This window comes from Pseudomonas sp. NS1(2017), from assembly GCF_002269425.1.
GTDB classification, from domain to species: domain Bacteria; phylum Pseudomonadota; class Gammaproteobacteria; order Pseudomonadales; family Pseudomonadaceae; genus Aquipseudomonas; species Aquipseudomonas reactans.
Map to the genome: position 1 here is coordinate 3737070 of NZ_CP022960.1, position 14336 is coordinate 3751405.

At 62.8% G+C, this 14336-nt stretch carries 12 protein-coding genes and 1 pseudogene; 10 read left to right on the plus strand and 3 right to left on the minus strand.

Features of this window, described 5'->3' with window-relative positions; all coding sequences use genetic code 11:
• Position 1 precedes the first annotated feature (1 nt).
• The 3 genes from CI807_RS17840 to CI807_RS17850 all read left to right on the plus strand — a co-directional run bounded on the left by CI807_RS17840 (position 2) and on the right by CI807_RS17850 (position 2818).
• Complete coding sequence (locus CI807_RS17840) at positions 2-922, plus strand: LysR family transcriptional regulator (protein ID WP_095015572.1); 921 nt, start codon at positions 2-4, stop codon at positions 920-922.
• Positions 922-1806 (plus strand): LysR family transcriptional regulator, encoded by an 885-nt coding sequence (locus CI807_RS17845; RefSeq protein WP_095015573.1) that lies wholly within the window; start codon positions 922-924, stop codon positions 1804-1806. The genes CI807_RS17840 and CI807_RS17845 overlap by 1 nt, the downstream gene beginning before the upstream one ends.
• A gap of 79 nt (positions 1807-1885) precedes the next feature.
• Entirely contained in the window at positions 1886-2818 is a 933-nt protein-coding gene (locus tag CI807_RS17850) for a pyridoxamine 5'-phosphate oxidase family protein (RefSeq protein WP_095015574.1), read from the plus strand.
• On the opposite strand, the gene CI807_RS17855 is transcribed toward CI807_RS17850, so the two are convergent.
• A complete protein-coding gene (locus CI807_RS17855; RefSeq protein WP_095015575.1) occupies positions 2793-3269 on the minus strand; it encodes an Sbal_3080 family lipoprotein in 477 nt (158 codons plus the stop codon). The genes CI807_RS17850 and CI807_RS17855 overlap by 26 nt on opposite strands.
• Before the next feature lie 518 nt (positions 3270-3787).
• Between CI807_RS17855 and CI807_RS17860 the strand changes: the two genes are divergently transcribed.
• Both CI807_RS17860 and CI807_RS17865 read left to right on the plus strand, forming a co-directional pair.
• On the plus strand, positions 3788-5128 hold the full coding sequence (locus CI807_RS17860; RefSeq protein WP_095015576.1) for a sorbosone dehydrogenase family protein: 1341 nt from the start codon (positions 3788-3790) through the stop codon (positions 5126-5128).
• Positions 5129-5215: 87 nt separating this feature from the next.
• Positions 5216-5620 carry a RidA family protein gene (locus tag CI807_RS17865; RefSeq protein ID WP_095015577.1) on the plus strand — a complete coding sequence of 135 codons (405 nt, stop codon included), beginning with the start codon at positions 5216-5218 and terminating at the stop codon, positions 5618-5620.
• A 102-nt stretch (positions 5621-5722) separates the two neighbouring features.
• On the opposite strand, the gene CI807_RS17870 is transcribed toward CI807_RS17865, so the two are convergent.
• A complete protein-coding gene (locus CI807_RS17870) occupies positions 5723-7210 on the minus strand; it encodes an aldehyde dehydrogenase family protein (RefSeq protein ID WP_095015578.1) in 1488 nt (495 codons plus the stop codon).
• Positions 7211-7446: 236 nt separating this feature from the next.
• Here CI807_RS17870 and CI807_RS17875 point away from each other — a divergent pair, with 236 nt between their 5' ends.
• Positions 7447-8616 (plus strand): p-hydroxyphenylacetate 3-hydroxylase oxygenase component, encoded by a 1170-nt coding sequence (locus CI807_RS17875; RefSeq protein WP_028617044.1) that lies wholly within the window; start codon positions 7447-7449, stop codon positions 8614-8616.
• Positions 8617-8674: 58 nt separating this feature from the next.
• A pseudogene (locus CI807_RS17880) lies at positions 8675-9154 on the plus strand (flavin reductase family protein); the annotation flags it as partial.
• 32 nt (positions 9155-9186) lie between these two features.
• Here CI807_RS17880 and CI807_RS17885 read toward each other — a convergent pair.
• A complete protein-coding gene (locus CI807_RS17885) occupies positions 9187-10509 on the minus strand; it encodes a hypothetical protein (protein WP_095015579.1) in 1323 nt (440 codons plus the stop codon).
• Between the two features lie 217 nt (positions 10510-10726).
• Between CI807_RS17885 and CI807_RS17890 the strand changes: the two genes are divergently transcribed.
• The 3 genes from CI807_RS17890 (at position 10727) to feaR (ending at position 14205) form a co-directional block, all read left to right on the plus strand.
• Positions 10727-12226: an APC family permease gene (locus tag CI807_RS17890; protein WP_095015580.1), complete on the plus strand. Its 1500-nt coding sequence runs from the start codon at positions 10727-10729 to the stop codon at positions 12224-12226.
• Entirely contained in the window at positions 12189-12755 is a 567-nt protein-coding gene (locus CI807_RS17895) for a DUF3156 family protein (protein WP_095015581.1), read from the plus strand. The genes CI807_RS17890 and CI807_RS17895 overlap by 38 nt, the downstream gene beginning before the upstream one ends.
• Positions 12756-13263: 508 nt before the next feature.
• On the plus strand, positions 13264-14205 hold the full coding sequence (feaR, locus tag CI807_RS17905) for a transcriptional regulator FeaR (RefSeq protein ID WP_095015582.1): 942 nt from the start codon (positions 13264-13266) through the stop codon (positions 14203-14205).
• Positions 14206-14336 lie beyond the last annotated feature (131 nt).

Genomic DNA, 14336 nt, shown 5'->3' on the forward strand with positions numbered 1-14336 from the left:
GATGGACCGATTTCACGAAATGCAGGTATTCCTGGCGGTGGCCGAGGAGGAGGGCTTTGCCGCTGCCGCGCGCCGCCTGAAAACCTCGCCACCCAGCGTGACCCGCGCCGTCGCCGCCATGGAGGAGCGCATCGGCACCCAATTGCTGGCGCGTACCACCCGCAGTTTGCACCTCACCGAAGCCGGCCAGCGTTACCTGGAAGATTGCCGGCGCATCCTGGCGGAGCTCGATGAAGCCGAGGAAGCGGCGGCAGGCAGCTATTCCATCCCTTGCGGTCACCTGACCGTGACTGCGCCGGTTCTGTTTGGCGAGCTGTATGTGGCACCGGTGCTGGGGGAGTACCTGGACCGATTCCCCTTGGTGAACATCAACGCCTTACTGGTCGATCGCGTGGTCAACATGACCGACGAAGGGGTGGACGTGGCGGTGCGTATCGGTCACTTGCATGAGCCGGGGCAGCAGGCGATCAAGGTCGGCGAAGTGCGCCGGGTGGTCTGCGCATCGCCGGCCTACCTCGAACAGTACGGGCGGCCTACGCATCCGTCGCAGTTGCGTGAGGCCAAGATCGCCACGTCGTCGTCCAGTTCATTGGTGAGCGGCTGGGAATTTGTGGACGGCGGCCAACCCTTGACTGTAACCATCGAGCCACGTCTGGTGGTCACGGCGAACAATGCGGCCATCAACCTGGCGCGCCTGGGCTGGGGCATGACGCGGGTGTTGTCCTATCAGGTGGCAGCCGCGGTGGCGGCGGGAGAGTTGGAAATTATCCTCGAAGCCTATGAGTCGGCGCCGCTGCCGATCCAAGTGGTGTTCCATAAGAGCGGCCGGGTGCCGGCCAAGATCAACACCTTTGTCGACTTCCTTACCCATCGCCTGGGCCAGGACGCCGCCCTGAACCCGGCGATGAAACGGCGCAGCTGATGGAGCGTTATCGCGATATGCAGTTGTTCGCCGCGCTGGCCGGGCAGCCGAGCCTGGCGTCGGCGGCGCGTGACGCACAGGTCTCCGGCCCGACCCTGGTACGCGCGATTGCCCGCCTGGAGGCGCGTTTGCGCGTGCCGTTGCTGGCGCGCAGCACGCGTGGCGTAAGCCTTACCGACGCCGGCAGCGCCTACCTGGCGGACTGCGTACGCCTGCTCGCTGCGGTGGACGCCGCCGAAGCCTCGGCCAAGGGGCTGCATGTGCAGGCCCAGGGCAATCTGCGGGTGTTTTTGCCGTTCCTGTTCAGCCGTTATGTGATGGCGCCGGTCCTGGCCGACTACTTGGACCGCTATCCCGAGGTGAACCTGGTCGTCAGCTACCACGACTATTACCCGAACCTGCACGAAGAAGGGCTCGATGTCGCCATCCTCGTCGGTGAACTGCCCGACTCGTCATTGATCGCCCGGTCGCTGGGGCAGGTGCGGCATATCCTCTGTGCCAGTCCCGCCTATCTGGCTGTTCACGGCGAGCCTCAACACCCGGACGATCTCAAGCAGCACCGGCTGATCGCCAGCGCCGATCAGGTGCATTGGGATTTCCAGGGCTATCAACTCAAGGCCCGTGCCCGTCTGGGCTGCGCCACGGTACAGGGTGCGATCAATGCGGCGGTGCAGGGCGCGGGGTTGATTCGTTGCCTGAGTTATCCGGTGCACGAACACCTGCTGAGCGGGCAACTGCGTCGCGTATTACCGGATTTTGAACTGCCGCCACTGCCGGTGCAGGTGGTGTACCGCGAAGGTCGCAACGCACCGATGCGCGTGCGCAGCTTTGTCGACCACAGCGTAATGGCGCTGCGCGAACACCCGGCATTTCATCTGGCGTAATAGTGGATTGCCTGGTGTGGTGATTCTCACACCGGCTGGCAGGGCGCAGCATCGACACATCCAACCTGAGGTGCTCGCCATGAACCTGATCGAACAATCTCCCTGGCATGCCGGCGAACGGCACATACAAGAGGCGGTGGGCGTGGCCGACCGCATGGCCGTGGTCGGCCCGAAGGTGATCCGTGATCACCTGCCGGAACAGCACCGGGATTTCTACCCCTTATTGCCTTACCTGGTGCTGGGCGCGGTGGACGAGCAGGGCATCCCTTGGGCGACGATGATCGAAGGCGCGCCAGGCTTTGCCCACTCGCCGGACCCGCAGACCCTGCAGATCGACAGCCTGCCGTCCGCGACCGACCCGGCCCGCAACGCCCTGCGTGAGGGGGCAGCCGTCGGCCTGCTGGGCATCGACCTCAACACCCGGCGTCGCAATCGCATGAACGGCCGTGTGGGTGCACTCGATCACGATGGCTTTTCGGTCGACGTGGTGCACACCTTCGGCAATTGCCCCAAGTACATCCAACTGCGCCCGGTCGATGGCATTGCCCGTAAACCCGGCACGGCGGTCGAGCGCTTCAACGACCTGGACGCAGCCGCCCAAACCCTGATCCGCAACGTCGACACGCTGTTCGTCGCCAGCTACGTCGAGGTGGACGGCCAGCGCTCGGTGGATGTTTCTCACAGAGGTGGCAACACGGGTTTTGTGCGGGTCGAAGGCAACGTGCTGACCATCCCCGACTTTGCCGGCAACCTGTTTTTCGCCACCCTGGGCAACCTGCAAGCCAACCCGGTGGCCGGGCTGTTGTTCATCGATTTTGAGTCGGGGGATGTACTGCAAGTGGCCGGGCGTAGCACGTTGATCCTCGACGGCCCGGAAGTGGCGCTGTTCGAGGGCGCCCAGCGGTTGTGGACGGTGACGGTGGAACAGGTGGTGCGCCGCCCGGCGGCGTTGGCGTTGCGGTGGCAGTTCGCGGAGTTTTCGCCGTTCAGTCTGGCGATGGGGAGTTGGTAGGCAGTCCCGGACCATAGGAGGCATTCGGGAACAACTGGTTGGTCATCTCGATGATCTTGCTTTGTGCATCGATAAACTTGCCCATTCGAGCGCCACCCGAGGTCGAGTCATACAGCGCCTTGCCCACCTGACGGCCATTTTCAAACACCTGGATATCGGCATAGCTCATGTACAGCGCCAGGTCCCAGCTCCATTGACCAATGTAGGTCGTCGATAGGGCGCAACTGGCCGGTGGGGTGCCGGGCCGCAGCTCACGAGTCTGGAACCCTTTGCTGCGCAACTGCGCGGTGTAGGTGGCATTGAACCCGGCACGCAAGCCTTCGGCGGGGATCATGCAGATCTCAGGCGCCTGGGGGCCGCTGAAGGCAACCGGCGTGACGGTTTGCTTGATGCTGCAGCCAGCCAGGGTTAAGGCTGCCAGCAAACAAGCGGGAGCTGTTATCAGGCGCATAGCGACGTCCATATCTTCAGTAGTGGCTTGATGATAGCAGTGAAGGTCTGATGGCGAGCGCAGCATTTCAGACGCAAGGGATCATGTGTATGGGAGCTGGCTTGTCGGATCGCCGCACTGCTATCGCCGGCAAGCCCTAATCCCAGTCGGTCCAGACAAACACTGTAACTGTGGCGAGGGAGCTTGCTCCCGTTGGGTCGCGAAGCGGCCCCAACTCTATGTTTGAACAGATTGGGACTGCTACGCAGTCCAGCGGGAGCAAGCTCCCTCGCCACAGGGATTGTGTTGTCTGATGGAAGTGCGTGTTTGATCAGGCCACCGGGCATTCCCGGTTTAGCACCTCATCGACTAACAACTGCGCAATCTCGACCCTCTGCACCACCGCCGGCTCAGTCCGATAAAAACGGCCTTCTATGCCATTCGTGCCCCCCGGTTAACATTCAATTGCGCCACGCCCGGTGGTTACCCGCGCGTTATAGGGCAATACTCCCTGAGGTTTCTGCCCCGAGGTTTGCACCATGAATGTACCGAGCCGCCTTGCGCTCCTGATTGCCGCCGCAGCTGTTCTCAGCGCCTGTGGCGAAGCGTCCAAATTACCGTTCCAAGCCGGTGTCGGCCCTTCGCCGCAACTGCCCGAACCCAGTACTTCCTTGATCCCCACGCTCAAGGTCTCCAAGGCCGTGGGCTGGCCCGACGGCGTGCAACCCACTGCGCCGCAGGGTTTCACCGTCACAGCCCTGGCCGACAACCTCGATCACCCGCGCTGGGTCTATACCCTGCCCAACGGTGATGTGCTGGTCGCTGAAAGCAATCACCCGCCCATGCCCGAAGGTGCCACCGACGGCGGCACGGGTGTGATCGCCTGGGCACGGCGCACGGCGATGGGTGTGGTGATGGGGCGTGTCGGCGCGGATACACCGAGCGCCAATCGCATCACCTTGCTGCGCGATGCCGATCACGATGGGCATGCCGAAGTGCGGACCGAGTTCCTGAGCGGCCTGATGTCGCCGTTCGGCATGGCGCTGGTGGGCAACGACTTGTATATCGCCAATGCCGACGCGGTGGTCAAGGTGCCTTACACCCCAGGCCAGACCCATATCGACGCCACTCCGGTCAAGGTCACCGACCTGCCGGCCGGCATCAACCATCACTGGACCAAAAACCTGCTGGCCAACCCCGAAGGCACCCGGCTGTATGTGACGGTGGGGTCCAACAGCAACGTCGGCGAAAACGGCCTCGACGCAGAGGAGGGACGTGCGGCCATCTGGGAGCTGGACGTGGCCAGCGGCGAGAAACGCCTGTTCGCCAGCGGCTTGCGCAACCCCAACGGCCTGGCGTGGAAACCGGGTTCTACCCAACTGTGGACGGTGGTCAACGAACGCGACGAAATCGGCAGCGACCTGGTGCCCGACTACCTCACGTCGGTGCAGGACGGCGCGTTCTACGGCTGGCCGTGGAGCTACTACGGCAGCCACGTCGATGTGCGCGTCCAACCGCCACGCCCGGACAAGGTGGCCCAGGCCATCGCGCCGGACTACGCCCTGGGTACTCACGTCGCACCGCTGGGCCTGACCTTTTCCGATGCGCGCGGCATGCCGGCTGCCTTTGCCGATGGGGTGTTTGTCGGTGAACACGGCTCTTGGAACCGCAACCCGCAAGCGGGCTACAAGGTGGTATTTATCCCGTTCAAGGAGGGCAAGCCGTCGGGTGCACCGGTCGACTTCCTCACCGGTTTTCTCAATGCCGAAGGCGAAGCGCAAGGTCGGCCGGTGGGTGTGACCCTGGACGAGCAGGGTGCATTGCTGGTGGCGGATGATGTGGGGAACAAAGTGTGGCGGGTGACACAGCGCAAGCCCTGACCCCGATATGTTGCGGGATGTTGAACCGTCAGATTGAGCGATGCCTTTGGGTTAGCCTTGTTTTCCTACCGACAACAAGGAAGCGTCATGCAACGAAAGGTCATCAATCCCACGACTGTATTCAACTCCCTGCAATACGGCTTCAGCCAGGCCCTTGAGGTGCCACAGGGTCGGCGCATCATGCTGTCCGGCCAGGTGGGGGTGGATGCGGACGAGCGCACGGTCGGCCCAGGCATTGCCGAGCAGACCGCCGCTGCGCTCGACAATATCGACAAGGTGCTGGCCGAGGTCGGCGGTGATCTGTCCCATGTGATCATGCTGCGGCTGTATATCGCCGAGTCCGCCCGCGACCAGCAGGAACCGATCGCGCAGGCGCTGCGGCAGCGCTTCCCGCACAACCCGCCGCCGTCTTCGTGGATTATCGTCAGCGGGTTGTCATTGCCGGAGTGGTTGATCGAGATCGAGGCGGAGGCGGTGATTGCGCAGGCGTGAGTACAAGTCAGAGGGTGTGGCAGGTGGGTATTCCTTGGCTAGCGAGCTCGTTCACCACAACAAACCCGCTCGCCACAGAAGTCATGGTCGTTATCCGCAACCTCAGTACCGAATCATCACCGACTTCAGCTCGGTGTAATCCTCGATAAACGCACTGCCAAACTCCCGTCCCACCCCCGACGACCTGCTGCCCCCAAAAGGCACCGCCGGATCGAGCAGCGTGTGCATGTTCACCCACACGGTGCCGGCCTGGATCGCCGGCACCATGCGCAGGGCCTTGCCCAGGTCGTTGGTCCACAGGCTGGCGCTGAGGCCGTAGGGGCCGTTATTCATCAGGGCGAGCAGCTCGTCTTCGCTGTCGTAGGGCAGGAAGGTGGCGATGGGGCCGAAGGTTTCTTCGTTGAGCAGGGTGTCGTTGATGCTGTTGGCAAGGATCACCGTGGGTTCGACGTAGCAGCCGGGACGGTCAATCAGGGTGCCACCATGGATGATCGTGTTGTTTTCGGCGCGGGCCTGGCTGAAGTAACCGAGCAGTTTGAGTTGGTGCTGGTGGTGGGTGACCGGGCCGAATTCGGTGCGCTCATCCAGTGGCGAGCCGATGGTGAGGCGACTGAGGCGCTGGCTGAGCCTGTCCAACACAGCGTCCATTTGCGAACGATGCACGAAGAAACGCTCGGCCGCCGCGCAGATTTGTCCGGAGTGCAAAAAGCCCGCTTCGATGATGCCGTCCACCGCCTTCTCCACGTCCACATCGCGCAGGAAACCGGCGGCATTCTTGCCGCCCAGTTCCAGGGTCGCACGGGTGAGGCCGGCGCCCATGGCGCTGCGGCCGACGGCGATGCCCGTCGGCACGGAGCCGGTGAAGGACACTTTGTGGGTGCCAGGATGTTCCACCAGGCCTTTGCCGACATGTCCGCCGCCGGTGAGCACGTTAAGCACACCGGCTGGCAACCCGGCTTCGACAGCCAGTTCGGCGATGCGCAGAAGGGTCAGCGGCGTGAATTCGCTGGGCTTGATGATGATGCTGCAGCCGGTCACCAGCGCCGAGGCGAGTTTCCAGATGGCGATCATGGTGGAGAAATTCCACGGCACGATGCCCACCACCACGCCCACCGGTTCACGCAGGGTGAACGCGGTGTAGCGCTCGCCATTGAACGAGGGCAGCGACGGGGTAAGGGTCTGGCCGCTGAGCTTGGTCGCCCAGCCCGCGTAGTAACGCAGGAAGTGCGCGGCCTGGTCGACTTCGAACGCGCGGGCAATCTGGATGATCTTGCCGGACTGGCAGGTTTCAATCTGCGCCAGCTCTTCGCGGTTGCGTTCCAGCAAGTCCGCGAGCTTGAGCAGTACGTTACCGCGTGTCGCGGGTAACGCCTGGGACCACAACTGGAAGCCACGGTTGGCGGAGTCCACCGCTGCGTCGATATCCGCCAGGTCTGCATCGGCCACCTGGGCAATCACGTCACCGGTGGCCGGGTTGGTCACGGCCAGGGTCTCGCTGGAATGGCTGCGCACGTTCACGCCGTCGATGAATAACCCATGGGGCCGACGCAGAAAGGCTTCGACTTGGGGTAGCAGCGGGATATCACTCATGGCAGGTTCCTGGCAGTTCACAAAGGAAAGCCCGAGGGTAACCAAGGCACCGAGTCATGGCTTGACTCTGCCTGCCGCGCGAGATGTCTGTGGCTGCCACGCCTATGAAAAGTACAACCTTGCCTGTGGAACGTGCATTTTCCAGCGGCGCGACCCATTCGATACTGGCCCTGCATCCCGCGTCGTTCCTCAACCCGGAGCGCCTGCCGGACTTCCAATAATAAGCAGGGCCGTCCATGAAAAAGCCAAACCCGCTCCTTGAAGACCTCAAGCCCCTCCTGCCGCTGATTGCCGCGAATGCCACGCGGGCCGAACAGCAGCGTCAGGTGCCGGATGAAAACATCGCCTTGCTCAAAAGCATCGGCCTGCACCGCGCCTTTCAACCCAAGGCCTTTGGCGGGCTGGAACTGTCGCTGCCCGAGTTTGCCGACTGCATCGCCTTGCTCGCCGGCAGTTGCGCCAGCACCGCCTGGGCCATGAGCTTGTTGTGCACCCACAGCCACCAACTGGCGCTGTTTTCGGCGCAGTTACAGCAGGAGATCTGGGGCGAAAACCCGCACGCCACCGCCAGCAGCAGTATTGCGCCGTTTGGCCGGGTGGTGGAGGGCGAGGGCGGTGTGCACTTCAGTGGTGAAATGGGCTGGAGCAGCGGCTGTGACCATGGCGAGTGGGCGATTGTCGGCTGCCGTCGGCAGAACGCCGAAGGCGGCCAGGATTACTGCTTCGCCGTGCTGCCGCGCAGTGACTACCAGATCCGTGACGATTGGTTCGCCGCCGGCATGAAGGGCAGTGGCACCAAGACCCTCGTCATCGACAACGCCTGGGTGCCCGAGCATCGCATCCAGAAAGCCAAGGACATGATGGAAGGCAAGTCCGCAGGTTTCGGCCTTTATCCCGACAGCCAGATTTTCTACGCGCCGTACCGCCCGTATTTTGCCAGCGGGTTTTCCACCGTCAGCCTTGGCGTGGCCGAGCGCATGTTGGAGGTGTTCCGCGAAAAAACCAAAAACCGCGTGCGTGCCTACACCGGGGCCGCCGTCGGTGCGGCCACGCCCGCCTTGATGCGCCTGGCCGAATCCACCCACCAAGTGGCGGCCGCTCGCGCATTCCTCGAAAAGACCTGGCAGGACCACGCCGAACACAGCGCCGCGCACCGCTACCCGAGCCGCGAAACCCTGGCGTTCTGGCGCACCAACCAGGCCTACGCAACGAAAATGTGCATCGAAGCCGTGGACCGGCTGTTCGCCGCGGCCGGTGGCAATGCCTGGTTCGAACACAACGAAATGCAGCGCCTGTTCCGTGATTCCCACATGACCGGTGCCCATGCCTACACCGACTACGACGTCTGCGCGCAGATCCTTGGCCGCGAGCTGATGGGCCTGGAGCCAGACCCGAGCATGGTGTAGCGCGTTGTTCCCCTCACAACAATCAGGGCGCCCATCCGATGGCGCCCGGGAGTCTTGCATGTCTGACAGCAGCCTTTTCGATCCACGGGCCTTTCGCCGCGCCCTGGGCAACTTTGCCACCGGCGTGACCGTGGTCACCGCCGCCACCGCATCCGGACGCAAGGTGGGCGTGACCGCCAACAGTTTCAACTCGGTATCCCTCGACCCACCGCTGGTGCTGTGGAGCATCGACAAACGTTCCAACAGCCACGAGGTGTTCGAGGAGGCCAGCCATTTTGCGGTGAATGTACTGGCGGCCGATCAGGTGCACCTGTCGAACAACTTTGCGCGCCCCCGCGAAGACCGCTTTGCCCTGATCGAATACGAACCGGGGGAGGGTGGCTCGCCGGTCTTCGCCGATTGCTCGGCGCGGTTTCACTGCGAGAAGTACCAGCAGGTGGATGGCGGCGACCACTGGATCATGATCGGCAAGGTGGTGGCCTTCGATGATTTCGGTCGTGCGCCGCTGTTGTACCACCAGGGCGCTTATGCCGAGGTCCAGGCGCTGCGTCCGTGCGCGCCCGAGACGGTTCAGAACGGCACGGCGACCACCAACTGACTGTAGACGTTGGTGCCGTTGCCACCGACCTGGTTGCCGCCGGTCTCGGCATCTTTGTTGGGCTTGTAGAGGCCCAGCAGCGGCGTGATGATCAGGTGCTCGTTCACCGCCCATTCGGCGTACAGGTCCAGCTCGCGGCCATCCAGATTGAGTTGGCCACGCGTGCTGACAGTGGTGTAGTCGAAGAACAGCGCGCCGAGGGTGACGTTCTCCAGCGGTTTGACCTTGAATGCCACGTGTTGCACCGACGTATTGGTGTTGTACGGGCCGGAGTAATTGCCGGCGACTTCACCCTGCACCCACGTGCCGTAGCCCCGGTTGAAACCTGCGAACATTGCGTCCCAGTTCTTTGAATAGCGCGCGTAGCGATAGGTCAGGTCCGGCGACCAGGGCAGGCCGGCGAAGGTGTAGCCGGCTTCGGCGTAACCGGCATTCTGCTGGCTGTCGCGGCGGTCCTGGCGGGCCAGTTCGAAGGCGAAGTGCGCGTTGTCGATGCCGGCATTGCCCGCGCCGCGCAGGCTATAGAGGTTCATGCCCTTGCGTTGGCGCTGCACCTCGCTGGCGAAGCGTTCATCCACGTCGATCCCATGAATGTAGGTGAGCCCCAGGGTACCCGGTGCGGCGCTGTATTCCAGGGTGCCGGCGGCCATTTCGGTCATGGCCTGGGCGGGGTTGTCGGACTTGATCCACATCAGGCTGCCATGCACGCCATCCTTGCCGCCCAGGCGGATCACGGCGGTCCTGTCGAAGGCATGGCGTGCGGCGATGTAGTAGGCGCCGCCACGGTTGAATTCCCCATCGCCCACGCCCTTGCCGAGGTTGGGGCCGTCATCATTGATCAGGAAACCGTCGCCCAGCATGATAATTTGGCGGCCGAACGACAGGTCCACGCCGTCCTTGCCCAAGGCCGGGAACAGATCGCCGGAGCGCCAGCCGGCGAAGGCTTCGTCAAACTTGGTGGTGCGTTCCTTGCCGGTGGTGACCCCGGACGCATCGCCATCGCCCCAGGTGCCGGAACTCACCAGGTTGGCCGTGCCATACACGCCGCCAAAGGCGCCCAGGCTCTGGTCCACGCTCAGGCCGTACTTGATAAAGGCCTCGCGCCAGGTGGAACCGCCGCTGCGCCCATCGTAGTTCTTCGGGCTGTTGAACATCCCATAGACGGCGAGGAAGTTGCCGGTGACCCTGGTGTCGGCATCGGCATACAACTCGATGGCCTGGGCCTGGCCCATCAGCAGCGCAATGCCCAGGCCGACCGCCTGGCGCAGGCGACGATTTTTCAGTGTGTGCTCCATTGTTATTGTCCCCATCTTGGTTAAGAGTGAGGGCGCATTAGGGCGAGCGCGGAGGGCGAAGTCTTTTCCCTGCGTGCCAGGGAATTGACCCAGGCCGCCACGCCCTACGCTGTGGCAGGGAGCAACAAAACCGGCGGCAGACAGGGGCAAGACGATCAACTCGAGTGGGGCGCAGAGTGCTGACACATTAAAAAAAACCGCTTTCGAGGACCCCATCATGTCGATCAACGACCGACTCACCGCGCACCTCAACCGAGGCACGGTAGGTTTCCCCACCGCCTTGGCCAGCACCATTGGCCTGATCATGGCCAGCCCGGTGATTCTCACCGCCACCATGGGCTTTGGCATCGGCGGCAGTGCGTTTGCCTTGGCGATGCTGATCGCCGTGGTGATGATGCTGGCCCAGGCCACCACCTTCGCCGAGGCCGCCTCGATCCTGCCCACCACCGGTTCGGTGTACGACTACATCAACTGCGGCATGGGGCGGTTTTTCGCGATCACCGGCACCTTGTCGGCCTACCTGATCGTGCATGTGTTCGCCGGCACCGCCGAAACCATCCTGTCCGGGGTCATGGCCCTGGTGAACTTCGAACACCTCAACACCTTGGCCGAGTCGGCCGGCGGTTCGTGGCTGCTGGGCGTCGGCTTCGTGATTGTCTTTGGTGTGCTGAACGCGTTTGGTGTCAGCGCGTTTGGCCGCGCGGAAATCATCCTCACCTTCGGCATGTGGACCACCCTGATGGTGTTCGGCGTGCTGGGCCTGATCGCCGCGCCCGCCGTGCAGTTGGATGGCTGGTTCGGTGAGTCGCTGGTGGGCACCGACCTGATCACCGTGCTGTCGTTGGTGGGCATGGCGATGTTCATGTTTGTCGGCTGCGAATTCGTCACACCGCTGGCGCCAGACCTGCGCCAATCGGCCAAGGTCATGCCGCGCGCGATGATGCTGGGGCTGATGGGCGTGGCCACGTGCATGTTCATCTATGGCGCAGCGATGAAACGCCAGGTCGAAAACGTGGTACTCGATGCCGCCTCCGGCGTGCACCTGCTGGACACACCCATGGCCATCCCCAAATTCGCCGAGCAGGTGATGGGCCAAATCGGCCCACTGTGGCTGGGCATCGGCTTCCTGTTTGCCGGCGCGGCCACCATCAACACCTTGATGGCCGGCGTGCCACGCATTCTCTACGGCATGGCGGTGGATGGGGCGTTGCCCAAAGTCTTCACCTACCTGCACCCACGTTTCAAGACGCCGCTGTTGTGCATCCTGGTGGCGATGCTGATTCCTTGCCTGCACGCGCTGTACCTGGGCGGCAACACCGACAACATCATGCACCTGGTGCTGGCGGCGGTGTGTGCGTGGAGCTTTGCCTACCTGTTGGTGACGATCTCGGTGGTGAGCCTGCGCATCCGCCGGCCGGACCTGCCACGGGCGTATCGCTCGCCGTGGTTCCCACTGCCGCAGATCGTGTCGAGCATCGGCATTCTGCTGGGCATGTGGTTCATCACGCCACCGGGTATGAACCCGGCGGACATCTACGTGCCGTTCGGTGTGATGTTGGGCGGCACAGCCGCGTACGCGCTGTTCTGGACCCTGGTGGTGCAGAAGGTCAACCCCTTCAAGCCGGCCTCCGTGGAGGACGTGTTGGCAAAGGAATTCAGTCATCAACCGGAGCTGGCCGATGAGCGTTATGGCGACTTTGCGGCAAAGACTGTTTGAACTGTTTCGCGCCGAGCGCGCGCCGGCAGGCTACCGACCGGGAGTGACCCTGGCGCACCTGCGGCGCAACCTCGGGTTGGCGACACTTGAAGTGGACGGCGTGGCGTTCGAGATCGTCGAACGCACCGAGTCGCAGTTGTTGATGCACCTGGTGTTGACTGAGTTTGTGCTGCGTGTGCCTGCTGCGACAGGAGGCATGGCGAGCTTCGAAGTGCACCATGGTGGCGCGATTCGACGCACTGGCATTCGTGTACGGCGCCGCTCCGGCAATCAGGCATTGGGGCGTGAGTTGCAGGCGCGCCTGGTCGCGGACGACGGGGTGTTCCAGGCGCTGATGCCGCTGGATTTCAAGCGCCTGCGCATCGAGCTGCAAGGTCAGCAATGGTGTGTGCGCCTGGAGCATATGGGCGGCAGTGAAGTGGTCAATCGGTTACCGGCCTTTCGACGCTACATAGCCCTAAGCCCAGTACAACGCACCCACCTGCTGACAACCCTGAAAGGCCTGCAACAACTGCTATCCAGCCTCTAAAAACCACTCTCGATGCGAAGCGAGCGCCCTTGATCTTGCTGTTGATCCTAGGCGCCCCGTCAAACACGCTGGCCGGAATCTGACATGGATTTGGGGGGTAAACCGGCAGGGATGCCGGTTTAGCCGCCCCGCGCCATGGATGGCGCGTGGCGGCGGCCCACGGATTCAAGCCGGAGTGAGGGCACACCGAGCCTAAGCGAGGTGCCGAGTGTTGGGGCAAGAGCCCTTTTGGTTACTTTGGGGCTTTTCCAAAGTGACCCGCCGTAAGGGCGGAACCAATACCAGCCGTTACCACAGCAACGGATATGTACTCCACCCCAAGCATCCCAGACACCCGTGAAACCGCCATCGCCGGCAAGCCAGCTCCTACAGTAGACACCCCGCAACTCTCCCGATTGGCATCATTAGTGCTTCTGCAAAGGGCAAACAGGTTGTTGTTGCGCGCATATAGATAACATGTTAACTATTGCGCCAGAACAACAAAAAGAATCCTTTGCGGAGACACCCCATGAGCATCCCACAGCATGCACACGACGGGCTGGACACCTGGAACCGCGACCTACGCGCCGCGTGCGGTTACTTCGACACCGAACTGGCATTCAACCGCTCACTGTTCATCGGCGAGATCAAAGACCTACCACGCGGCGTCGCGATCCTGCGCACCAATGCCGGGCTGATCAAACGCCCGGCGCACCATGCCGACCACGACAACGACCAGGATTGCTTCCTCGTCAGCCAGCGCAGCGGTTACTCGCAGATCGTACAGAACGGCCAGACCCTGCAACTGGCCCCCGGCGAGATGCTGCTGATGGACTCGGTAGGCTCCATCGAAATCACCCCCTTCGGCCTCATCGAACACGCGTCCCTGTCCCTGTCGCGCCCGCAGGTGTGCAAGCACCTGGGCGGCGACGCACGCGCCTTTGGCAAGATCTCCTCGACCAAGGCCTGCGGGCGCATGCTGCATGTGCTGATGGATCAACTGTGCAAGGACGACACCGAAGACGGCGCAGGTGAAGTGGAGGCGCTGCAAAGCGCTTTCGTGTCGCTGCTGGGCTCGGCCCTGGAGCAGGGCGACGAGTGTCGCGAGGGTCTGGCGGCGTTGCAGGGCAACAACCTGCGCAGCTACGTGCAGAAGGTCATCGATGAGTCCCTGAGCCAGCCTGGCCTCAGCCCGATCGGCCTGGCCAATCGGCTGAACATCTCGGTACGCCACCTGTACCGTCTGTTCGAAGAGCAGGACGACAGCGTCTGCCGCTATATCCAGCGGGCGCGGCTCAAACGCAGTGCGGATGACTTGACCAACCCGTTCCTGCGCAGCGAGTCGATCACCTCGATTGCCTACAAGTGGGGTTTTACCGACTCTGCGCATTTCAGCCGGTCGTTCAAGAAGCAATTCGAGGTGTCGCCCAAGGATTTCCGTTCGAGCCGGATGCAGGCAGTGGGGGCATAAGCATGGGATCGCGGTCGGCAAAAACGTTGCATAGCCAATGTGGGAGCGGGCTTGCTCGCGAATGCGGTAGACCAGTCAGCACATACTTTGACTGATCCACCGCATTCGCGAGCAAGCCCGCTCCCACATTT

Excerpts from the sequence above, each read along its gene's own strand:
- CI807_RS17840 (WP_095015572.1), top strand. The coding sequence starts at position 2 with ATGGACCGATTTCACGAAATGCAGGTATTCCTGGCGGTGGCCGAGGAG.
- CI807_RS17845 (WP_095015573.1), top strand. The coding sequence starts at position 922 with ATGGAGCGTTATCGCGATATGCAGTTGTTCGCCGCGCTGGCCGGGCAG.
- CI807_RS17850 (WP_095015574.1), top strand. The coding sequence starts at position 1,886 with ATGAACCTGATCGAACAATCTCCCTGGCATGCCGGCGAACGGCACATA.
- CI807_RS17855 (WP_095015575.1), bottom strand. The coding sequence starts at position 3,269 with ATGCGCCTGATAACAGCTCCCGCTTGTTTGCTGGCAGCCTTAACCCTG.
- CI807_RS17860 (WP_095015576.1), top strand. The coding sequence starts at position 3,788 with ATGAATGTACCGAGCCGCCTTGCGCTCCTGATTGCCGCCGCAGCTGTT.
- CI807_RS17865 (WP_095015577.1), top strand. The coding sequence starts at position 5,216 with ATGCAACGAAAGGTCATCAATCCCACGACTGTATTCAACTCCCTGCAA.
- CI807_RS17870 (WP_095015578.1), bottom strand. The coding sequence starts at position 7,210 with ATGAGTGATATCCCGCTGCTACCCCAAGTCGAAGCCTTTCTGCGTCGG.
- CI807_RS17875 (WP_028617044.1), top strand. The coding sequence starts at position 7,447 with ATGAAAAAGCCAAACCCGCTCCTTGAAGACCTCAAGCCCCTCCTGCCG.
- CI807_RS17885 (WP_095015579.1), bottom strand. The coding sequence starts at position 10,509 with ATGGAGCACACACTGAAAAATCGTCGCCTGCGCCAGGCGGTCGGCCTG.
- CI807_RS17890 (WP_095015580.1), top strand. The coding sequence starts at position 10,727 with ATGTCGATCAACGACCGACTCACCGCGCACCTCAACCGAGGCACGGTA.
- CI807_RS17895 (WP_095015581.1), top strand. The coding sequence starts at position 12,189 with ATGAGCGTTATGGCGACTTTGCGGCAAAGACTGTTTGAACTGTTTCGC.
- feaR (WP_095015582.1), top strand. The coding sequence starts at position 13,264 with ATGAGCATCCCACAGCATGCACACGACGGGCTGGACACCTGGAACCGC.